This window comes from Tessaracoccus sp. MC1627, from assembly GCF_014164725.1.
Taxonomy (GTDB): domain Bacteria; phylum Actinomycetota; class Actinomycetes; order Propionibacteriales; family Propionibacteriaceae; genus Arachnia.
Map to the genome: position 1 here is coordinate 248,195 of NZ_JACJGA010000005.1, position 19,937 is coordinate 268,131.

Here is a 19,937-nt window from a genome sequence, read left to right on the forward strand (position 1 = left end):
ACCGGAAACCGTAGGTACAGATATGTACAAGCGTGTACGATTGCGCCATGTCGAGAATCAGCGTGAGCACTGCACGCCAGACCCTTCCGGAGCAGCTCGACCGTGTCGAGGCCGGCGAGGAGGTGTCGATCACCAGGCACGGCCGGGTGGTCGCCGTCCTGGTTCGTCCGGACGTGCTCAAAGCGCGCCGTGCGTCGAAGGTATGGGATGAGGCTGAGCGGATCGCGGGCCTCCTGGACTCGACCCGCAGCGAGCCGCTGCAGCGCCCCGTCATCTCGCCCGAGCGGGCGGAGGAGCTCGCTGATGCGGTCCGTGACGCACGGTCCGGCCGATGACACTCCTCACTGCCTTCGACGCCGATGTGCTCATCTACGCGGCAGCCGATGGTCACCCTCTTGGGGTGCCCGTGGCCTCGTTGTTCGCCGTTGAAGGTGAGGGGCCCGTCGGCATCGGCTCAGTCCTGCTCCTGCCAGAGGTGCTGACCAAGCCACTGAGGGAAGACCCCGACTCCGCCGAGGTCAAGGCGCTGGCCGGCCTCCTCGGTCGGCTGGAGCTTCGCCCGGTGGACGAGGCGACGGCGCGACTCGCCGTCGCGCTGGCCGTCACCTACAGACTACGGGCGGCGGACGCGGTACATCTGGCCACTGCCGTCGCGTCAGGTGCTGACCGGTTCCTCACCAACAATCGCAGGGACTTCCCCACCGCGATCGACGAGATCGACGTTGTGTACCCGGAGGATCTGGCCAACGCCCAGACGTGAGGTGCCGTCGGTGGGCCACGCCGACGGCTCAGTCGTGCGCGTGCGCCTCGAGGAACTCGTAGAGTTCGCGATCGTCCACACCCGGATAGGTCCCCTGGGGCAGGGGAGCGAACAGGTGGGTCCGCACCCTGGGCGACGCCCACCCCTGCCCCCTCCAGCGCTCCGAGAGCCCATCCTCCGGCCTGCGGCAGCACCGCGCGTCCGGGCACGTCGATACCGCGCGCTGCTGTGATTCGCGCCCCCGGAACCACTTCGACTCGGCATAGGGCACGCCCAGGGTGATGGAGAACTCCGCCGTTGCGCCGGTCCCGGTCTGGGTCGACTCGAAGAAGGTGCCGGCAGGCGTGTCCGTGTACTGGTAGTGCTCGCTGGTGCGGGTGGCACGCGCGAACGCCTTTCGCGCGCTCCAGTGGCGGCAGACCACCTCGCCCTCCGTCGAACCGGTCGCGTCCTGGGGCAGCGGAAGACCGTCGTTCTCATAGGCACCCACGACGGTGCCGTCGCCGTTGACCCGCAGGTAGTGAAGCGTGATCCCCAGGTAGTGGGTGGCCAGGTTGGTGAACCGCAGCGCCGCGCCCTCGTGGGTGACCCCGAAGGTGTCGCGGAAGTCCTCGATCGCGATGTTGCGCTCCCGCTTCGCGCGCTCCAGGAAGTCGACGGAGGCGGCGCGGGGCATCAGGCACGCCGCGGCGAAGTAGCTGGCCTCGAGGCGCTGGCGGAGGAAGTCGGCGTAGTCGGCCGGCGCCTCATGCTCGAGCACGGTGTTGGCCATGGCCTGCAGCGCCAGCGATCGCAGCCCGTGTCCGCCGGGGATGGAGGCCGGCGGGATGTAGATGCGGCCGTGCTCGAGGTCCACGACGGCACGCGCCGAGTGGGGGAGGTCGTCGGTGTGCACGATGGTCAGCCCCACCCGCTTGGCCATCTCCGCGACCGTGCGGTGGGTCAGGGCGCCAGACGTGTGCCGCACTGCCTTGGTTGCCTGCTCCGCGATCAGCTCGATCTCAGGCAGGTGGTTGTTCCGCTCCCGCATCGTCGTCCGGTGCTGGGTGTTGGCTCGCCGCGCCTCCTCGGGCGTTGAGATGGCCATCCGGGCGCGCCTGTCGAGTTCGCGGTGCAGGCCGACGATCGTCTTCAGCGTCGCGTCGGACATCGCCCGCGAAGGGCGCAGGAGGGGCAGGCCGAGCTCCCGGTACGCAGGGGAGGCCTGGGCCTTCTCGAGTTCGATCTCAAGCGCGGCCCGCGGCGACGGGGGCTCGGCGGCCAGCAGATCCGAGGCGGTCACGCTCAGGGCTGCTGCGATGGCCTCCAGCAGCGACAGGCGGGGTTCGCGGTGGCCGTTCTCCACCATGGACAGCTGGCTGGGAGCCGTCCCCGTGATCTCTCCCAGTTCTTCCAGCGTCAGGCCGGCCTTGGTGCGGAAATGCCGGATGCGCCGCCCCAGCGTGGAGAGATCTGCCATGCAGTTCACCATACGCGAAGAACTGCCGAAGTTCACAGCAATCTGACCAGTAGAACCCCGGGTCCCCTTCCGTATGGTGAAGCCACAAGCTCATCCCGCACCGAAGCGACACCCACAAGGTTGGAGAATCTCATGACCGCCACCGCCACGTTCACCCGCCACGCACCCGATAACGCCGACTCCCGCATCGTCGAGTGGGTGGATTCGATCGCCGAGCTGACCCAGCCGGAGCGCATCCTCTGGTGCGACGGCTCCGCCGAGGAGCGCCAGCGGATGCTCGACGAGTCCGTGGCGGCAGGCACCCTCATCAAGCTCAACCCCGCCAAGCGCCCCAACAGCTACCTGGCCCGCTCCAACCCGAGCGACGTGGCCCGGGTGGAGTCCCGGACCTTCATCTGCTCAGAGCGCGAGGATGACGCCGGCCCCACCAACAACTGGGCCCCGCCGTCGGAGATGCGCGAGACCTTGAGCGGCCTGTTCCGGGGGGCGATGCGTGGGCGCACCATGTACGTCGTCCCGTTCTCCATGGGGCCGGTGGGCAGCCCACTCGCCCGCCTGGGTGTCCAGGTCACCGACTCGCCCTACGTGGTGATCAGCACCGGCATCATGACGCGGATGGGCGCCGCCGCGCTTGCGCAGATCGGCCCGGGCACGGAGTGGGTCCCGGCGGTGCACTCCGTCGGCGCGCCTCTGCTGCCCGGCGAGGAGGACGTGGTCTGGCCGTGCAACGAGACCAAGTACATCGTCCACTACCCGGAGAGCCGCGAGATCTGGTCCTTCGGCTCGGCCTACGGGGGCAACGCCATCCTCGCCAAGAAGGGGTTCGCGCTGCGTATCGCCTCGAAGATCGGCGAGGAGGAGGGCTGGTTGGCCGCCCACATGCTCCTGCTCAAGGCGACGAACCCCGAGGGCCGCACGTTCCATGTGGCCGCCGGGTTCCCCAGCGCCTGCGGCAAGACGAACTTCGCGATGCTGCGTCCCTCCATCCCCGGCTGGAGGGTCGAGACCATCGGTGACGACATCGCCTGGATGGCGCAGGGCCCCGACGGCCGACTGCGGGCCATCAACCCTGAGGCCGGCTTCTTCGGGGTGGCCCCCGGCACCGGTCACTCCACCAACCCCACCGCGATCGCGACGATCGAGGGCGACACTGTCTTCACCAACGTCGCCCTCACCGACGACGGCGACGTCTGGTGGGAGGGCCTCACGGACGAGGCGCCGTCGCACCTGACCGACTGGCAGGGCCGCGACTGGACCCCCGACTCCGAAACCCCGGCGGCGCATCCCAACTCGCGCTTCACCGTCGCCGCCCACCTGTGCCCGTCCATCGCGGACACGTGGGATGACCCGGCGGGCGTGCCGATCGACGCCATCATCTTCGGCGGGCGACGCGCCACCAACGTCCCGCTCGTGGCGCAGGCCAGGGACTGGGAGCACGGCGTCTACATGGGTGCGACGCTCGCCTCGGAGCGCACCGCCGCCGCCGAGGGAACCCTCGGCGAGCTTCGCCGCGACCCGTTCGCGATGCTGCCCTTCTCCGGCACCCACATGGCGGACCACTGGCAGCACTGGCTGAACGTCGGCAAGAGGCTCGGCGAGACGGGCAACGCGCCGCAGATCTTCCAGGTCAACTGGTTCCGCCGGGGGGAGGACGGCCGCTTCCTGTGGCCCGGGTTCTCCGAGAACTCCCGCGCCCTCGCGTGGATCACCGAGCGCATCGAGGGGAAGACCTCGGCGATGGAGTCGCCGTACGGTCTGGTGCCTGTCCATGGAGCGATCGACTACCAGGCTGCGGGCGTGAGCGGCGAGGACTGGGACGCGCTCTTCGCGATCGACGCCGCCGCCTTGAGCGCCGAGGCCGACGACACCGACGTCTTCCTCGCCCGCATGGGCACCAAGGTGCCATCGGCCGTGAGGCGGCAGCACGAGGAGTTCCGCTCCCGGCTCTGACCCCGCGACCGGCGCGTGGTCAGGTCATAGGAACGCACGGGCGTCCCTCCGTGGAGGGGCGCCCGCTGCGCTGATCCGGGCGACTGTGGCGATAGTGCTACAGTTGCGCACATGTCGACCGTCGCCTCCCGGGACCTCCGCAACCACACCCGCTCAGTCCTGGACCGCGTCGCTGCTGGGGACGTCGTCACCGTGACGGTGAATGGGGAGCCGGTTGCCGAGATCCGGAGCCCCACGAGGCGCAGGCCGGTCGCAATGAAGCGCTCCGACCTGATCGACCTGGTGCACGCCCAGCGGGTAGACGTCACCATTGAGTCGGACCTCGGGTGGATCTCCGCGGGTTCCACGGAAGACCTCGGGCCCATCAGGTGAGCGCCGGTCTGCTGGACACCAGTGTGTGGATCGCTGGGGAAGTGGGTCGGCTACTCGACACCGCCGCGCTTCCCGATGAGGCGTACGTCTGCGTCGTGACGCTCGCCGAGCTTCAGGCGGGCGTGTTGGCGGCGCCCGACACGCGGACGCGCGTGGCCAGGCTGGCCACCGTCGAGAGACTCGCCGGCCTGGAGCCGCTGGCGGTGGACGGGGCGGCGGCCAGGCAGTGGGCGTCGCTGCGGGTGCAGCTGCACGAGGCCGGTCGATCAATGGGGATCAATGATCTGTGGATCGCGGCCGTGGCGCTGGCCAACGGACTGCCGGTGGTCACTCAGGACTCGGGGTTCGACGTGCTCGCTGAGCTGGGCGCGCTCGAGGTGATCCGCGTGTAGCTGTCAGCGGGCTCGGGGCGCGCAGAACGGCAACCGAATGCTCAATGGGCAAATTTGCCTAATGGGCAATAAGACACCTACTGTGGGGACGTCTCCGTCATCGACCGAAGGGCCCCGCATGTCCGCCTTCCTCTACCGCCTCGGCAGGACGGCGGCCACCCGGCCGTTGGCTTTCCTCGCGGCCTGGCTGCTCGTCATCGCCGCCGTGGTCGGCCTGCTCCTCACGCAGAGCCCGTCCATCTCCTCGCGCCTCACCCTCGACGACGCCCCCGCGCAGCTGGTGCTGGACGAGGTCACCGCGGCGCTCCCCGAGGCGGGTGGCACGCAGGGAACCCTCGTCTTCTCCGCCGACGACGGCGGGCGCGTGGACAGCCCCGACCGCGCCGACGCGATCTCCCGAGCGCTCGACGCGGCCGTCGGCACCGGTATCGTCCTTGACCGGGATGCCCGGCTGGAGGAGCAGCGCGCCGAGGTGGAGACCACCGTCCGCGCGACCGTCGAGGGCAAGGTGGCCGACGAGGTCCGTGCCCAGCTCGAGTCGTTGATCACCGCCCTCGAAGGGGCAGTCCCCAGCGGGGCACCTGCCGCGTCGCCGGCGCAACAGGAATCAATGGCGGCGCTCGGCGCGCGGCTGAACGAGGTCACGACGACCGCCCGCGCCCTCGTCGCCGCCCCTGACCAGCAGCTCATCGCCGAATCCGGCGCGTTCTTCGCCGAGGTCGGGCAGCTGCGGGCCGAGCTGCAGGCCATGGGCGTCCCCGTCGACGGGTTCCCGGCTCCCGAGCCGGGCATGACCGACCCTGCCGCGGCCGTCGATGACGCGGCCATGGCCGCCACTGACGAGGCGCTTGGCCGCCTGGACGGACTCCTGGACGGCACGTCGCCGAGCGGAACCTCACTGGTGGCCTCCGACGGGGAGCGTCGGACGGTCGTCGTCTCGGACGACGGCACCGTCGCCATCGCCTCCATCCAGCTCACCGAGCAGATCTCCGATCTCCCCGACGGGAGCCTCGACGACCTGCTTTCCGCCGTCGACGGAGAGGTCGCGGGGGAGGGCCTCGCGGTGGCCGCGAGCAGCGCCCTTCAGCCGATGGAGCCACCGATCGGCGGGAGTGAGGCCATCGGCCTCGCCATCGCCGCCGTCGTGCTGCTTCTGACCCTCGGCTCGCTCACGCTGGCCGGCCTGCCCATCCTGCTCGCCCTGGTCGGCGTGTTCATCGGGGTGGGCGGCGCCTACGCGCTGTCCGCGAACTTCGAGATGACCACCTCCACGCCGGCGCTCGGGCTGATGCTGGGCCTGGCCGTGGGGATCGACTACGCCCTCTTCATCATCCACAAGCACAGCTCCCTGCGGGCCAGGCTGGGGCTCGACGCGGTCGAGGCCACCGCCCGCGCTGTCGCCACCGCCGGCGGCGCCGTCCTGTTCGCCGGGCTCACTGTCGTCATCGCGCTCCTCGGGCTGCTGACGCTCGGCATGGGGTTCGTCTCCACGATGGCGGTCACGGCAGCCGTCACCGTCATCCTGGCCATCGCCCTGTCGCTCACCGCGCTCCCGGCCCTGCTGGGGCTGCTCGGTCGCGGGCGTCGGGCACGCACCCAGCCGGTGCGCGCCCACCGCGGCCACGAGCACTCCCGGTTCGGCCGGATGGCCAAGCGCTGGGTCGAGGCCGTCACCGCGCGCCCGATCCTCACGATCGTGCTCATCGTCCTGGGCCTGGGCGCCCTGTCGCTGCCGGCCGCGCAGATGCAGCTCGGCATGCCGTCGGGGGCGGTGGCCGCGCCCGGCTCGGATCAGCGGGTCGCCTACGACTCCGTGACCCACGCCCTCGGGGAGGGGGCGAACGCGCCGCTCATCGTCGCGCTGACGCCCTCGGATGCGGCCGCTGTGGATCAGGACCGCCTGGAGGCCTGGCAGTCCGAACTTGCCACGCACGAGACGGCGGCCAACGTCCAGCTGATGGGGACCTCCGAGGACCGCTCGCTCGTGCTCTACACGGTCGTCCCGGACGCCGGACCCACCGATGAAAGCACGGCCACCCTGGTCACGGCGGTGCGTGCCGCCGAACTCGACGGGGTTGAGCGGATCGGCGTCACAGGTCTCACCGCCATCAACATCGACCTGTCCGAGTCGCTGGCAGAGGCCATTCCCGTCTACCTCTCCCTGGTGGCCGCTTTGTCGCTGATCGTGCTGCTCGTGGTGTTCCGGTCCGTGGTGGTGCCGCTGGCCGCCACCGCCGGCTTCCTCCTGTCCATCGGCGCCACCATGGGGCTCGTCGTGACGGCCTTCGGCAATCCCAGCTTCACCTGGCTCGTGGGGGTGGATCGGGCCGGTCCGGTACTGAGCTTCCTGCCGATCATGGCCACCGGCATCCTCTACGGCCTGGCGATGGACTACCAGGTGTTCCTCGGCACGTCGATCCGCGAGGCCTACGTGCACGGCGAGACCGCGCGGCTGGCCGTGGTGGACGGCTTCCATCACGCGAGCCGGGTCGTCGTCGCGGCGGCCATCATCATGGTCTCCGTCTTCGGTGGCTTCGTCCTCAGCGAGGATTCCATGATCCGGCAGTTCGGCTTCGCGCTCGCCGTCGGCATCCTCATCGACGCCTTCGTCATCCGCATGGCGCTCATCCCGGCGGTGCTGCACCTGGCCGGGGACCACGCCTGGTGGCTGCCGGGGTGGCTGGACCGGATCCTTCCCGAGGTCGACGTCGAGGGCACGCGTCTCGAGGTGGCCGACGCGGTGGTGGAGGATGCCCCGCGTGAGGAGGCGCCCGTCGGGGCCGGGGTGGGACACTGAACCCATGGCACCCGGACTACGCGACGCGAAGCGCACCGCCGTGGCGCAGCGGCTCGCCGCCACCGCCTTCGACCAGGTGCGCGAGCGCGGGTTCGGCGAGGTGACGGTGGACGACGTGGTGGCCGAGGCGGAGGTGTCGCGGCGGACGTTCTCCAACTACTACTCGTGCAAGGAGGCGGCGGTCGCGGCGGTGGTCGTGCACCGGGTGGAGGCGGCGCTGCGTGAGTGGCAGCCGCCCGCCGCAGCCGATCCCCTCACGCTGGTCAGCGACCTCGTCGACCACCAGATCCGGGTGGGCGCCTTCCGGTCGCTGACCGAGGTCGCGGCGCTCGCGGTGGGGCATCCCCAGCTGGTGCCCTTCGTCCGGGAGGCTCAGTGGCAGCTCTGGGTGGCGGTGGGGGACAGGGTCCTCGACGTGCTGCCCGGGGCGGGCGACGACGACGTGGAGACGGTCCGGTTGGCCGTCGGCGCCCTGTTCGGGATTGTCAGCGCCAGCCTGATCGGCTCGGGCGACCGGTCGGGGGCCGGCAACCTCCGGGGAGCCGTGCACCGGGGGATCGCGCGGCTCGGGACCGGCCTCGGCCGTCCCGAAACGTCTCAGGTATGAGGGCCTGACCGGCGCTGTCGTCGCGTCAGTCTTTCGATTGGGGCAGCCTCGTACGGCCACCCCGCTTCGGGTTCGACGGTGGGGGCACGACGGGGCCGATGTCGCCGTCGGGGGCCTCATCGAGGTCGACGATGACCGGCGCGTGGTCGCTGGGCAGCTTGCCCTTCCGGGCAGCCCGGTCCACCCAGGCGGCCGTGACCCGGTCCGCCACCGGCTGCGACGCCAGCACCAGGTCGATCCGCATTCCCAGATCCTGGTGGAACATTCCGGCGCGGTAGTCCCAGTAGGAGAACACGCGTTCGCGCTCCGGCCAGCGGGCCCGCACGACGTCGACCAGCCCGAAGGCCTCCAGCCGCTGCCGCTCGGGTCCGGTCACGTGGGTGTGGCCGAGGTAGGCGGCGGGATCGAACACGTCGGCGTCGGCGGGCGCGACGTTCATGTCCCCGCACAGCGCCACCTCGGCCGGACCCGCTGCGACGGCCGCCGCCAGCGCGTCGAACCAGTCGAGCTTGTAGGCGTAGTGGTCTGAGGCCACCTCGCGGCCGTTGGGCACGTACAGGCTGTGGATGCGCACCCCGCCGCAGGAGGCGCTGATGGCCCGGGCCTCCGTGACGCCCGCGTACTCCGGCTGGCCGGGGAAGTTACGCTCGACGTCGTCAAGGCCCACCCGGGACAGCAGGGCCACGCCGTTGAATCCGCCCAGCCCGTGATGCGCGGCCTCGTAACCCAGCTCCGCGAGGGGGCCCGCGAGGAGCGCGTCGAAGGCGGCGTCGGTGAGCTTGGTCTCCTGCAGGCAGACGACGTCGGGCTTGCGTTCCTCCAGCCAGGGCAGCAGTCGGGGCAGCCGTTGCTTGGCGGAGTTGACGTTCCAGGTGGCGATCCTCACGCCCGCGAGGTTACCCGTCCGACGCGTCCTGGGGAGCTGCGAGGGCCTCGCGCAGCCGGGCGGCGTAGGCCGCCTGCTCGCCGTCGGCGTACCGGGTCCGGGGCCAGAAGAACCCGCGGAGGCCGTCGCCCTTCGTCCGCGGCACCACGTGCACGTGCAGGTGGGGGACGGACTGGCTGACCACAGTGTTGATGGCGGTGAAGGATCCCTGGGCGCCGTACGCGGCCGTAACGGCGGCAGCTGCCCGCTGGACGACGGCGAACAGGGGCGCGAGGAGCTCGGGCGGCAGGTCGGTGAAGGTGTCGACGTGCTGGACGGGGCAGACGAGGACGTGGCCCTTGAACACCGGCCGGTGGTCGAGGAACGCGATGACGTGACGGTCGCGGTAGACCACCTCGGCGGTCACATCGCCCGCGACAATCCCGCACACCAGGTCCTCGGCGTCGAGATGCTTCTCCATGGCGCCATTCTGCCGCGGCAAGGCGAGCGAGATCGCCGGGAGGGCGCCTCGGCGAGCGGGAGTGTCTGCAACCTGCTATCCAGAGCGCGGCTTCTGCGTATATGCACACAAACCGCGCTCTGGATAGCAAGTTGCAGGGGAGAGGACCCGACGGTGGCGGGGGCGACAACTGGCTCAGCCTGAAGACTCCTGCCGGAGGTAGCCTCGTCGCATGTCGAAGGCGTCAGGGTTGACGGCGGCGGACCTGTTGTCGGGGCCGCGGGGAAGGCGGCTGTGCCTGGAGTTGGCGAGCCGGCTCCTCGGGCAGGGGGTGGCCGAAGCGATCCTCCATGCCGCCCACGACCTGGATCCGGGTGCGGGCACCTCCCGGGCGATGTTCGCGATCGGCGGCGAACTCGTCCACCCGAGGGTGAATGCGGACGATGTCGCGTCGGCGATCGGGCGGTCGGACCTGCCGGAGTTGGCGGGCGGGCAGTTGTGGGAGGCGCTCCGCGCCGCCATCGACAGTGCCCGCTACTGGCAGGAGCCCGACGGCGAGGACGTCCTCGCCGCGACACCCGCAGTCCGGCGGAGCCTGGGCCCGCTGGCCCGCGCCGTTGTCGAATCGCCCGACAGCGCGTGGTGGAGCGAGCCCTTCGACGCTGCCGGCCAGAGTCTCACGACCATGCTCGGCCGGCCGCGGCACGGTCCGACGTCGCCGGGTGACGTACTGCGGCAGTGGCGCAGGGCCGCCGCCGAGGAGGAGTCGCGGGCGTCCAGGGAGCGGTCATCGGACCCGACGGCGAACTGCTCGGGCGAGTGGTGGTCCATCCCGCCGCACGGGCTGCCTCGCACCGCGCGCTCGCTCCCAGGGAGAGGGCCGGTGGGCATGTGGCTGGTGGAGGACGCCTCCGGGACGGATGTGCGCACCTCGACGGTGGAGGCGCCGGCCGGGATGCGGGTGCTGGAGATCTGCGGCCCCGAGGACTGGGCCGCGCTGTGCCGTCGGCACCCATTCTCGGTGACGGCGTCGCGGCGTCACGACTGGTTCCGCACCACAGGCCGGGGCGACGTGGAGTGGGTGGTGCCGGACTGGGCCGGAGTCGCGGTGGAGGCCGACGTCGTGCATGTGAGTGTCGCGGGATGGCTGCGGACTGCGGGTGTCGCGGTGGAGGTGAGCGACGGCGTGGCCTCGGTGCTGGCCGGGTGGGACCCCGACGCCGCGTTCTGGTTGACGTCGCGGCCGCGGGAGACCGGTGTCGCGGTGGAGTGGGCCTGGGATCCCTCGCTCGAGGCCTGGAGGGCCGGGGGCTCTCGAAAGTAGTCGGCGTGACCGCGGAATCGTGCCCCAGCGGCACCCTCCCCGATCAGGGCTGAGCGGAAACACCCGCACAGCGGGCATGATTCCGCCCTCGACGGATCCGTCAAGGTTCTCAAGTGGTGTGCCGGGACAACCCCACTGGGTCGCGAGCTCTCCACTGGGAAATCCCCGTGACGCTACCTGTAGGGGTCGACACGGAGCGCCTCGTCAGAGCTGTTTGATGGGAAAGCAGAGCCCAGATGGTCCAAGTGTCTCGATGTCGTGAGATTGACATTTCACTTTTCATGACGCACCTTTGGATACGTACCCCGCCAATGGCCGCCGATCGGGAGGCCTCACGGTCGTACCCGGCACCTCGGCGTCCCTGACGTTCGGAGGCCTCGTGCCGACAAGACGAAACCACCCCCGTGCCCGGCGCCAAGCGCCGACCAATCTCTCCGACCTGAACATCGCCAGCGAGCTCTCCGAGTCCGGTCCGGTCGAACTGCGACGCGAGGCGAGCCGCAACCGGCATTCTCCCGCAGTCCTCGCCCTGACCATCCTGGCCACCATCGGCGTGGTCGCCTACACCGTCTTCCTGCTGCAGATCGACAACCGCGGAGACCTGCTCCCGTGGCTGCTCGTCATCGGCGCGGAGCTGATCCTGGTCTTCCTCGGCCTGATGAGCATGTGGACGATGCTGGCCGGCTACAACAAGCAGCCCCCCTTTGCCTTCCACGAGGCGCAGCGACGCCTCTACAACCCTCGCCTGAACGAGGAACTCGGCATCGCCGACGACCCCACGGCGTGGCCGATGTTCATCAACCGCCGCCAGGTGGACGTCGACGTGTTCATCACCGTCTTCGGCGAGGACCTCCACGTGATCCGCCAGACCGTCTCTGCGGCGCTGGCCATGCACGGCCGGCACGAGACCTACGTGCTCGACGACGGCGACTCCGACGAGGTCCGCGACCTCGCCGCTGAGCTCGGGGCCGGCTACATCCGCCGCCTCGGCAGCTCCGGTGCCAAGGCCGGCAACGTCAACCACGCGCTGTCGATCACGCACGGTGAGTACTTCCTCATCCTCGACGCGGACTTCGTGGCCAAGCCCGAGATGCTCGAGGAGACCCTGCCCGGCATGGCCGACGACACCGTCGCCTTCGTGCAGACCCCCCAGGTCTACGGCAACCTCCACACCACCATCGCGCGTGGCGCGGCGTACATGCAGTCCATGTTCTACCGCTACATTCAGCCGGGCCGCAACGAGTTCAACGCCGCCTTCTGCGTGGGCACCAACGTGCTCTTCCGTCGCAAGGCCGTCAAGGAGATCGGCGGCATGTACACGGGCTCGAAGTCCGAGGACGTGTGGACGTCGCTCCTGCTCCACGAGCGCGGCTGGAAGTCACTCTTCCTGCCCCAGACGCTCGCCATCGGCGACGCCCCGGAGACCGTCGAGGCCTACAGCAAGCAGCAGCTGCGCTGGGCCACCGGTGGCTTCGAGATCCTGCTGACGCACAACCCGTTCTCACCGCGCCGTCGGCTGACCCTGGATCAGCGGCTCATGTACTTCGTCACCGCCACGCACTACCTCAGCGGCATCGCCACCGGCGTGCTGCTGTTCGTGCCGGCCTTGGAGATCTTCTTCGACCTGCGGCCCATCGCTGTCGCAGTCGGTCCGCTGGAGTGGGCGTTGTACTACTCGGGCTTCTACATCCTGCAGATCCTGCTGTCGGCGCTCATCCTGGGCACCTTCCGCCCTGAGGTGCTGCTGCTCTCGGCGGCGTCGTTCCCGATCTACATCAAGGCCTTCCGCAACGCGCTCTACGGCATCGACGTCAAGTGGTCGGTCACCGGCACCACGGGCGGACGCGCATCGGCGTTCAACTTCATCATGCCGCAGGTGCTCACCTTCGTCTTCCTGCTCGTCACCTCGGCGGTGGGCATCTGGCGCGACCTTCTGATGTCCACCCTCAACATCGCGACGTTCTGGTGCGTGGTCAACACCTTCGTGCTCGGGCTGTTCGTCTGGACCGCCTGGCGCGAGGACCGTCTGCGGTCCCGGCCGCAGGCCTCGCGCGCGCTCCACCCGGCTGCCTCCCACGAGACCCAGCCCGCACCCACCCCCGTCCTCGACCGCGACGCCCTCGTCGCGGCCCACGCCCACACCAAGGAGGCGGTCTCATGACCTGGCTCACCAGACTCAAGATGCTCGGCGGCATTCTCGCCGTGCTCGCTCTCGCCTTCGGGCTGACCCTTCTGTTCAACCAGCGGATGACACAGGCCCACAGCCTGTCCGCGTCCGTCACTGCCCCCACCTTCGACATCGGCTCCGGTTACGGCGGCATCGTCACCGAACAGCTGGTCGAGGACGGAGACCCGGTGACCGCCGGCGACATCCTCTTCGTGGTGAGTAGCAGCTCGCTGCAGCAGGCGGTCAGCCAGGGCTCGGCGCCCGGATCGACGGTGGCCTACGACCTCGACCTCGAGACGGGCACCATCACCTACACCGCCGTCAGCGACGGGTACGTCGTCGACCTCGCCGCGACCCACGGCTCCTACGTCCCCGACGGCGCGGTCCTGGCCCGGGTGGTCAGCGAGCAGCGCGCCGTCGAGGGCTTCTACAAGCTGAGCCCCGTCGACTACGGGCGGGTGGAGGACGGGGCCCCGGCCACCATCGTGTTGCCCAACATGCAGAAGCTGGAGGCCACCGTCGAGAGCGTTCAGGTGGAGACCGAGGACGGGGAGGCGGTGGCCGTCATCCGGATGACCAGTGACACCCTCGTCGACCCCGCGCTCGCCGCCCTCACCCGCGACGGCACGCCCGTCACGGCGCAGGTGACCCTGCGCGATGACGGCATCCTCGCCGGGCCCACCGCCGCAGCCCTGGCATTCCTCACCAAGATCGGGCTGCGCTGATGAGGGGCGCACGTGCTCTGGCCGCGGGTGTCGCGGCCACGCTTCTGCTGACCGCCTGCACCGGCCCGCCGTCGGATGAGGGTTCCGTCGGACCCGCGGCCGGAGAGGGCGTCGCCTGGGCGCCCGAAGGCATGGCGGAGACGATCGAGAGCATCGGCACCGTCCCGAGCAAGGACCTGAAGGCCGTACGTCTGGCCGACGGGGTCATCCCGCCCACGAACCGCTGGTTCTCCGGCCTCGTCTTCGGCGACGCGCCGCAGCCGGTCTACCCGCTGCCGCTGTCGTTCGCGCTCACCGACGACGGGCTCACCTTCGGCCTGCCCGAGGTGACCACCACCGAGAAGACCATCATGGGCACCAACGCCCCCGTGGTGCAGGTGGCCCTGGGTGGGCAGCCCACCTGGCAGGTCGTCGCCTATGACGACCTGTCCGTCACGGCCGAAGCGTCGGCCGACGGCTCGCCGCTGGGCAGGGTCACGGTCGTGCAGGGCTCGCCCTACGTCACCTACACGGCGACCCGCGACCACGAGCTCAGCACGCAGCTCCCGTTCGAGGCCAGCGGTGAGCATGCCGAGCTCACCGTCGGCGACGACCGGTACGTGGCCGTGACCGACGGCGGGTCCGTCGACGGCGGGAACGTCACCCTCCCCGAGGGCGCCTCGATCACCTGGGGTGCCGTCCCCGAAGGCGGCGACCCCGCACGGATCGCCGAGCTGGCGGGCCCCGTGACGGCCACAGGCACCTCCTACGAGGTGGACTCCGAGGTGCGGACCACGCTGACCTACGAGGCGGACCAGCCCACCGTCGTGGCGCGGATGCCGCACCAGAGCGACGACGCCGCCACCTGCGAGCTCGGCACCTATGCCAGCAGCTTCGGCACCATGCAGGCGTGCGAGGGCAACGAGATCTCGTGGGAGACCAACGCCTACGAGGCCCGGGGTGAGCTGGACCTGTCCGGACTCTCCGACGGCGACGCCGACGAGCTGCGGGAGGCCCTGACGGCCGACATCGCGGCCGCGAAGGACTACCCGGCCGACACCTACTTCGGCGGCAAGGCCCTCTACCGCGACGCGCAGCTGTACTCGATCGCCCGTCAGTTGGGTGCCGAGGAGGAGGCGACGGCGGTGCGCGACCGGGTCCGGGAGACCCTGGTGCGCTGGGCCAACCCCGAGGGCTGCACCACGGAGGCCGCGTTCTGCTTCGGCTACGACGAGGTCAACCGCGGGATCGTCGGGCTCACCCCGTCGTTCGGGTCGGACGAGTTCAACGACCACCACTTCCACTACGGCTACTTCCTCTACGCCGCAGGCGTGCTGGGCGCAGACGACCCCGAGTTGGTCGAGGAGATCCGTCCGGTGATGGACCTGCTCGCCGCGGACATCGCGTCGTCTCCGGCCAACGAGTACTTCCCCGGCCGGCGCACGTTCGACGTCTACGCGTCGCACTCGTGGGCCTCGGGGACCTCGCCGTTCGCGGACGGGAACAACCAGGAGTCGTCGTCGGAGGCGGTGCTCGCCTGGGCGGGGCTGTCGCTGTGGGCGAAGGCCTCCGGGCAGGACGATCTCGAGCGGGAGGCCACCTGGCTCCACGCGCTCGAGGCGCAGTCCGCGCGGGCGTACTGGACGGACTTCGACGAGTCGGACCCGGTCTACGAGGGCTACGGCCACACCGTGATCCCGCTGAACTTCGGCGGGAAGCGTGACTATGCCACCTGGTTCTCGCCCGAGCCCGCGGCCATGCTGGCCATCCTGCTGATCCCGGTGAGCCCCTCCTCGGACCACCTGGCGGGAGATCCCGAGCGGATCGAACGCAACGTCGCCGAGGCGACATCGACGGCAGGGTTCAACCAGACCTACGGCGACTACCTGCTCATGTACTCCGCCCTGGCGGGGGAGGAGGCGAGGGTCGCGGCGCTGGACGAGGCGCGGACGCTCGACGCCGTCGACGATGGGAACACGCGCACCTACCTGTTGGCGTGGTTGATGTCGCTGGAGAGCTGAGCACGGTCGGCCGGCCGGCTGAGGTCAGGGGCCGTCCCCGCCTTTCACCGGTTGATCTCGGGCGCCTCTCCGTAGCTCAACGGAGAGGCGCCCGAGGCCGGCCTTGGTTCAGCGGGCAAGCGCCCCGACGGGGGAGGAGCTCACCTCAGCCAGGCCGGAGCTCGTCACCCTGACGGGGCCGACGTGGGGGAAGGTCTGCGACGTCACCGCGACCCTGCCCCCGTCGAGGAACACCTCGATCAACCCGTGATCCTCGACGAGAAGTCCGGCCACCGGGCCAGGAGGCAGCGGGATGGGGGGCGTCACGTGGATCCCCGCGTGCACCCCGTGCGGGTCCGCCCCACTCCGGTCCACCTGCAGGTCGCCGTCCGGCAGGCGCCGCAGCACGAACCGGCTGATCGCGTCGTCCTCGCCGGTCTCCAGCGCGATCTCGCCCACGCCGAGGAACTCGAACTCCACCCTGTGCGTGCCCGACGGCATCACGGCGGGGAGCACCGGCGCATGCCGGAGCGCGGGGCCGCCGTCGGCGGGCACCAGCGTGAGCGTGTGAGGCAGGGTCATCGCCGACTGCCACGGGTGGGTGGGCGTCTCGTTGGCGTAGGCCCAGTTGCTCATCCAGCCCAGGACGGTGGGCTGCTCCGTGCCCTGGAACGAGACTGCGGCGTACATGTCCGGGCCGTGGTCGAACCAGCTCAGACCGCGCGCTCCCGGCGTGAAGGCGGCGCCGTCGAAGTCTCCGACGAGGTACTGCATGCCGGACCCACCCGCGAAGCCGCCGGGGTTGGTGCTGAGCAGCAGCACCCACCGCGACACCCCTAGGCCCTCAACAGGCACCTCGATGAGATCAGGGCACTCCCACAGCAGCCCTGGTTCCCCGAGCGGGCCGACGCTGCTCTCGTGGGTCCAGTCGATGAGGTTGGGGGAGGAGAAGATCAGGACCTGCCGGTCCACCGCCTCCACCGTCACCATCACCCACCGGCGGGTGGGCGCGTGCCACGACACCTTCGGGTCGCGGAAGTCCGCCGACCCCCGGTCGAGGACCGGGTTGCCGTGGTAGCGGGTCCAGGTGAGCCCGTCGTCGACGCTGTAGGCCAGCGACTGCGCCTGCTGCCCCGCTCGCTCGGGATGCGCGGGGGTGTAGGAGCTGGTGAACAGGGCCACCAGCGGGCCTTCGCGCCCGTCGCCGAGGCCGGAGGTGTTGTGCCGGTCCCAGACGACGGACCCCGAGAAGGCCATCTCCTCTGCGGTGGCGGGGATGGCCACGGGTAGTTCCTCCCACTCCACGAGATCCGACGACACTGCGTGCCCCCAGCCGATGTTGCCCCAGGTGCGGCCGTCCGGGTTGTTCTGGAAGAACAGGTGGTACAGACCCTTGTGGCGGATGAGGCCGTTGGGGTCGTTCATCCAGGTGGACATCGGCGTGAAGTGGAGCGTGGGGCGGTACTGGGGAGTGTCGCTCATGTGGTGGAACCTCGTCGGAGTGGGAGGGGCGGGGATCAGGCGCTCTTGTAGCGGTCGTAGGCGCCCTGGTAGACCTCGACCACCTTGGACAGGCCCATGGACTCCAGCTGGGCAACGTAGCCGTCCCACTCGGTGTCGATGTTGCCGTCGACGATGAACGATGCGAACTGCCGACCCACGTAGGTGTTGATCTCGGTCTGCGCGTCGGCGATCTGCTGGAGCTCCTCGTTGCTCAGCATGACCGGTGGGTAGGCGTCGTTCGCGCGGTGCGGCTCGTAGAACTCGCGGCACATGTCCTGGCGCTCCTTGGCGCGGGGTTCGGGCGCCACCACGGTCTCGAAGTGCTCGCGGGTGGTGATGCAGGGTCCGCCGGGGGCGACCTTCTGCCGGCGCTCGCCCTCCGACTCGCCCTCCTTGGCCGGGATCTGCACGAGGATGCCGGAGGCGTCCTTCTGCAGCGTGACCCCGATCGGGCCCCAGCGGGTCTCAGCGGACATGACGGGGTCGTAGAGGCGGTCGGCCCACCGCATGGTAGCGGCCGGGTACTTGTTGGCGCTGGTGATGGCGAAGGCGCCGCGGTTGATCTCCGCGTAGTTGGACACCGACGCGCGCTGCTTGCCGTCGAAGCCCTTGAGGACGCCGACGTGGGCGTAGTCGCCGGCGCGGTCCTCGCCGACGGCCTCCTTCATCTCCCACCAGATGAACGAGCCGAGGCTCATCGGGTCGGCCTTGCCCTTGGCCAGGTAGGTGGGGTCGTCCTGAGAGAAGCTCTCGGGGTCGATCAGGCCCTCCTTGTACCACTCGCCGAGGCGCTTGACGGCGGTGCGCCACTCCTCGCGCGCGGCGGTGAAGATGACCTTGTCGTCCTGGACGATGCGGTGGTCGTTGTTGTCCGGCAGGCCGCCGATGGCGGCGATCAGGTCGGCGACGTTGGCGCAGAACGAGTCGACGCGGAACGACAACGGGATCGCGCCGCGGGCCTTGTACGCCCGGAGGGCCTCCTCGTACTCGTCGATGGTGGTGGGCACCGGCAGGCCTGCCTCATCGAGCCAGGTCTTGTTGACGAAGAGGAAGTTCGGGAAGGCGAGGATGCCGAGCTCCTCGACGGCGGGCAGGGTGTAGATGTGTCCGTCGGACGCGGTGATGGCGCCCCGGATATCGGGGCGGGCGTCGAGGATGCCCTTGAGGATCGGGGCGTGCGCGTCGATGAGCTCCTCGAGCGCGATGAGCGTGCCGTTTGAGCCGTTGGTGACCACATCGAAGTCGCTGAGGCCGGTGTTGAACAGGGCATCCGGGAGGTCACCGGAGGCCAGCATGAGGTTCTTCTTCTCGGCGAACACGTTGTCCGGGAGGTTGTCCCAGGAGATGTCGATATTGGTGTCGGCCTTCCACCGCTGGACGAGCTCCATCTCCTCGTACTCGGGGGCGAGGGCGGACTTGGTGCCGGAGAACACCAGGGGGAGCGCCTTGTCCGTGATGGGGAGGCCCTCCTGGTTGAAGCCGAAGGCGTCGGACTCGTCGGCGGGCAGGCCCCCGCCGTCGGAGCCGTTTGAGCAGGCCGCCACGAGGCCGGAGGCAGCCAGAGCCGCGATTCCGGTGAGGATGCTGCGTCGCTTGATCATCATTGATGTGTCCTTTCGGGAGGGTGGGTTCACTTGAGGGCGCCGAGGGTGGCGCCCTTGACGAAGTACTTCTGGAGGAAGGGGAAGATGATGAGCAGCGGCACCGTGGAGACGACGATCATTCCGTACTTGATCAGCTCGCCCAGGCGCTGTGCCGCTGCGTAGGAGTCGATGGATCCGGTGTCGAGCGAGGCCGAGGCCTGCGACTCGACGAGCACGTTGCGCAGCACCAGCTGGAGGGGATACATCGTCTCGTCGTTGAGGTAGATCATCGCGTCGAAGTAGGAGTTCCAGTACGCCACGATGTGGGTCATCGCCATCAGCGCGATGAGCGGCTTGGTCAGGGGAAGGGCGATACCGAAGAAGAACCTGAAGTCGTTCGCGCCGTCGATCTGGGCAGCCTCCCTCAGCTCCGGGGGGACGTTGGTCTCGAAGAAGGTCCGGGCGATGATGAGGTTCCAGACGCCGACGGCGCCTGGAAGGATGACGGCCCACATGGTGTCGAGCAGCCCGAGGTCGCGCACCACGAGGTAGCGGGCGATGAGGCCGCCGTCGAAGAACATCGTGATGACGAACAGGATCATGAAGAGGCTGCGGCCCGGCATGTCGCGGCGGGACAGCGCGTACCCCGTCGTCAGTGTCACCGAGACGCTGACCAGGGTGCCGACGCCGGTGTAGAGCAGTGAGTTGCCGAAGCCGCGGAGCATCGCGTCGTTGGCGAACAGCGTCTCGTACCCCTCGAGGGTGAATCCCTGGGGAAGGAGCCAGACTCTGCCCTGTGCGATGAGGTTGGGGTCGCTGACGGATGCGATGACGATGAAGTACAGCGGGTAGATGATCATCAGGACGGCGATCACGAGGATGCCGATGCTGACGATGTTGAACAGCGGATCGGCCATGCGGGTGGCGAACCCGTCTCGGGGCTTCGCCAGTGACGACGCCGGGGGCAGGGGTGCAGTGGTCGTGGTCATGTGGC

Annotated in this window: 17 protein-coding genes; 11 read left to right on the forward strand and 6 right to left on the reverse strand. The window is 69.7% G+C overall.

Annotated elements, in window-relative coordinates; translation table 11 throughout:
- The first annotated feature begins 47 nt into the window (after positions 1-47).
- A complete protein-coding gene (locus H5399_RS12235; RefSeq protein WP_182783320.1) occupies positions 48-335 on the forward strand; it encodes a type II toxin-antitoxin system Phd/YefM family antitoxin in 288 nt (95 codons plus the stop codon).
- Positions 332-760, forward strand: coding sequence for a PIN domain-containing protein (locus tag H5399_RS12240; protein ID WP_182783321.1), 429 nt, complete (start codon positions 332-334; stop codon positions 758-760). Before H5399_RS12235 ends, H5399_RS12240 begins: the two co-directional genes overlap by 4 nt.
- Before the next feature lie 28 nt (positions 761-788).
- On the opposite strand, the gene H5399_RS12245 is transcribed toward H5399_RS12240, so the two are convergent.
- A complete protein-coding gene (locus H5399_RS12245; protein ID WP_182783322.1) occupies positions 789-2,219 on the reverse strand; it encodes an XRE family transcriptional regulator in 1,431 nt (476 codons plus the stop codon).
- A 132-nt stretch (positions 2,220-2,351) separates the two neighbouring features.
- Here H5399_RS12245 and H5399_RS12250 point away from each other — a divergent pair, with 132 nt between their 5' ends.
- The 5 genes from H5399_RS12250 (at position 2,352) to H5399_RS12270 (ending at position 8,337) form a co-directional block, all read left to right on the forward strand.
- Entirely contained in the window at positions 2,352-4,169 is a 1,818-nt protein-coding gene (locus H5399_RS12250) for a phosphoenolpyruvate carboxykinase (GTP) (RefSeq protein WP_182783323.1), read from the forward strand.
- A gap of 111 nt (positions 4,170-4,280) precedes the next feature.
- A complete protein-coding gene (locus H5399_RS12255) occupies positions 4,281-4,541 on the forward strand; it encodes a type II toxin-antitoxin system Phd/YefM family antitoxin (RefSeq protein ID WP_182783324.1) in 261 nt (86 codons plus the stop codon).
- A complete protein-coding gene (locus H5399_RS12260; RefSeq protein WP_182783325.1) occupies positions 4,538-4,933 on the forward strand; it encodes a type II toxin-antitoxin system VapC family toxin in 396 nt (131 codons plus the stop codon). The genes H5399_RS12255 and H5399_RS12260 overlap by 4 nt, the downstream gene beginning before the upstream one ends.
- Before the next feature lie 118 nt (positions 4,934-5,051).
- Positions 5,052-7,730, forward strand: coding sequence for an MMPL family transporter (locus tag H5399_RS12265; protein WP_182783326.1), 2,679 nt, complete (start codon positions 5,052-5,054; stop codon positions 7,728-7,730).
- Positions 7,731-7,734: 4 nt separating this feature from the next.
- Positions 7,735-8,337: a TetR/AcrR family transcriptional regulator gene (locus H5399_RS12270; RefSeq protein WP_182783327.1), complete on the forward strand. Its 603-nt coding sequence runs from the start codon at positions 7,735-7,737 to the stop codon at positions 8,335-8,337.
- A gap of 25 nt (positions 8,338-8,362) precedes the next feature.
- Here the strand turns inward: H5399_RS12270 and H5399_RS12275 are convergent, their stop codons facing one another.
- On the reverse strand, positions 8,363-9,223 hold the full coding sequence (locus H5399_RS12275) for an exodeoxyribonuclease III (RefSeq protein WP_182783328.1): 861 nt from the start codon (positions 9,221-9,223) through the stop codon (positions 8,363-8,365).
- Between the two features lie 10 nt (positions 9,224-9,233).
- A complete protein-coding gene (locus H5399_RS12280; RefSeq protein WP_182783329.1) occupies positions 9,234-9,683 on the reverse strand; it encodes an HIT family protein in 450 nt (149 codons plus the stop codon).
- 211 nt (positions 9,684-9,894) lie between these two features.
- Between H5399_RS12280 and H5399_RS12285 the strand changes: the two genes are divergently transcribed.
- The 4 genes from H5399_RS12285 to H5399_RS12300 all read left to right on the forward strand — a co-directional run bounded on the left by H5399_RS12285 (position 9,895) and on the right by H5399_RS12300 (position 15,878).
- Positions 9,895-10,986 carry a hypothetical protein gene (locus H5399_RS12285; protein ID WP_182783330.1) on the forward strand — a complete coding sequence of 364 codons (1,092 nt, stop codon included), beginning with the start codon at positions 9,895-9,897 and terminating at the stop codon, positions 10,984-10,986.
- Positions 10,987-11,365: 379 nt separating this feature from the next.
- Positions 11,366-13,147: a glycosyltransferase gene (locus H5399_RS12290; RefSeq protein ID WP_182783331.1), complete on the forward strand. Its 1,782-nt coding sequence runs from the start codon at positions 11,366-11,368 to the stop codon at positions 13,145-13,147.
- Complete coding sequence (locus tag H5399_RS12295) at positions 13,144-13,878, forward strand: HlyD family efflux transporter periplasmic adaptor subunit (protein WP_182783332.1); 735 nt, start codon at positions 13,144-13,146, stop codon at positions 13,876-13,878. Before H5399_RS12290 ends, H5399_RS12295 begins: the two co-directional genes overlap by 4 nt.
- Positions 13,878-15,878 (forward strand): glycosyl hydrolase, encoded by a 2,001-nt coding sequence (locus H5399_RS12300; protein WP_182783333.1) that lies wholly within the window; start codon positions 13,878-13,880, stop codon positions 15,876-15,878. The genes H5399_RS12295 and H5399_RS12300 overlap by 1 nt, the downstream gene beginning before the upstream one ends.
- A 108-nt stretch (positions 15,879-15,986) precedes the next feature.
- Here H5399_RS12300 and H5399_RS12305 read toward each other — a convergent pair whose 3' ends face one another.
- The 3 genes from H5399_RS12305 to H5399_RS12315 are packed head-to-tail and all read right to left on the reverse strand — an operon-like array spanning position 15,987 to position 19,932.
- On the reverse strand, positions 15,987-17,339 hold the full coding sequence (locus H5399_RS12305) for a glycoside hydrolase family 32 protein (RefSeq protein WP_182783334.1): 1,353 nt from the start codon (positions 17,337-17,339) through the stop codon (positions 15,987-15,989).
- Between the two features lie 35 nt (positions 17,340-17,374).
- A complete protein-coding gene (locus H5399_RS12310; protein WP_220489137.1) occupies positions 17,375-18,964 on the reverse strand; it encodes an extracellular solute-binding protein in 1,590 nt (529 codons plus the stop codon).
- 26 nt (positions 18,965-18,990) lie between these two features.
- Positions 18,991-19,932 (reverse strand): carbohydrate ABC transporter permease, encoded by a 942-nt coding sequence (locus H5399_RS12315; RefSeq protein ID WP_182783335.1) that lies wholly within the window; start codon positions 19,930-19,932, stop codon positions 18,991-18,993.
- Between the last annotated feature and the right edge of the window lie 5 nt (positions 19,933-19,937).

What these genes read in the sequence shown, in the direction of transcription:
- H5399_RS12295 (WP_182783332.1), top strand. Translation starts at nt 13,144, where the DNA reads ATGACCTGGCTCACCAGACTCAAGATGCTCGGCGGCATTCTCGCCGTG.
- H5399_RS12270 (WP_182783327.1), top strand. Translation starts at nt 7,735, where the DNA reads ATGGCACCCGGACTACGCGACGCGAAGCGCACCGCCGTGGCGCAGCGG.
- H5399_RS12240 (WP_182783321.1), top strand. Translation starts at nt 332, where the DNA reads ATGACACTCCTCACTGCCTTCGACGCCGATGTGCTCATCTACGCGGCA.
- H5399_RS12305 (WP_182783334.1), bottom strand. Translation starts at nt 17,339, where the DNA reads ATGAGCGACACTCCCCAGTACCGCCCCACGCTCCACTTCACGCCGATG.
- H5399_RS12255 (WP_182783324.1), top strand. Translation starts at nt 4,281, where the DNA reads ATGTCGACCGTCGCCTCCCGGGACCTCCGCAACCACACCCGCTCAGTC.
- H5399_RS12310 (WP_220489137.1), bottom strand. Translation starts at nt 18,964, where the DNA reads ATGATGATCAAGCGACGCAGCATCCTCACCGGAATCGCGGCTCTGGCT.
- H5399_RS12300 (WP_182783333.1), top strand. Translation starts at nt 13,878, where the DNA reads ATGAGGGGCGCACGTGCTCTGGCCGCGGGTGTCGCGGCCACGCTTCTG.
- H5399_RS12315 (WP_182783335.1), bottom strand. Translation starts at nt 19,932, where the DNA reads ATGACCACGACCACTGCACCCCTGCCCCCGGCGTCGTCACTGGCGAAG.
- H5399_RS12280 (WP_182783329.1), bottom strand. Translation starts at nt 9,683, where the DNA reads ATGGAGAAGCATCTCGACGCCGAGGACCTGGTGTGCGGGATTGTCGCG.
- H5399_RS12235 (WP_182783320.1), top strand. Translation starts at nt 48, where the DNA reads ATGTCGAGAATCAGCGTGAGCACTGCACGCCAGACCCTTCCGGAGCAG.
- H5399_RS12250 (WP_182783323.1), top strand. Translation starts at nt 2,352, where the DNA reads ATGACCGCCACCGCCACGTTCACCCGCCACGCACCCGATAACGCCGAC.
- H5399_RS12285 (WP_182783330.1), top strand. Translation starts at nt 9,895, where the DNA reads ATGTCGAAGGCGTCAGGGTTGACGGCGGCGGACCTGTTGTCGGGGCCG.
- H5399_RS12245 (WP_182783322.1), bottom strand. Translation starts at nt 2,219, where the DNA reads ATGGCAGATCTCTCCACGCTGGGGCGGCGCATCCGGCATTTCCGCACC.
- H5399_RS12265 (WP_182783326.1), top strand. Translation starts at nt 5,052, where the DNA reads ATGTCCGCCTTCCTCTACCGCCTCGGCAGGACGGCGGCCACCCGGCCG.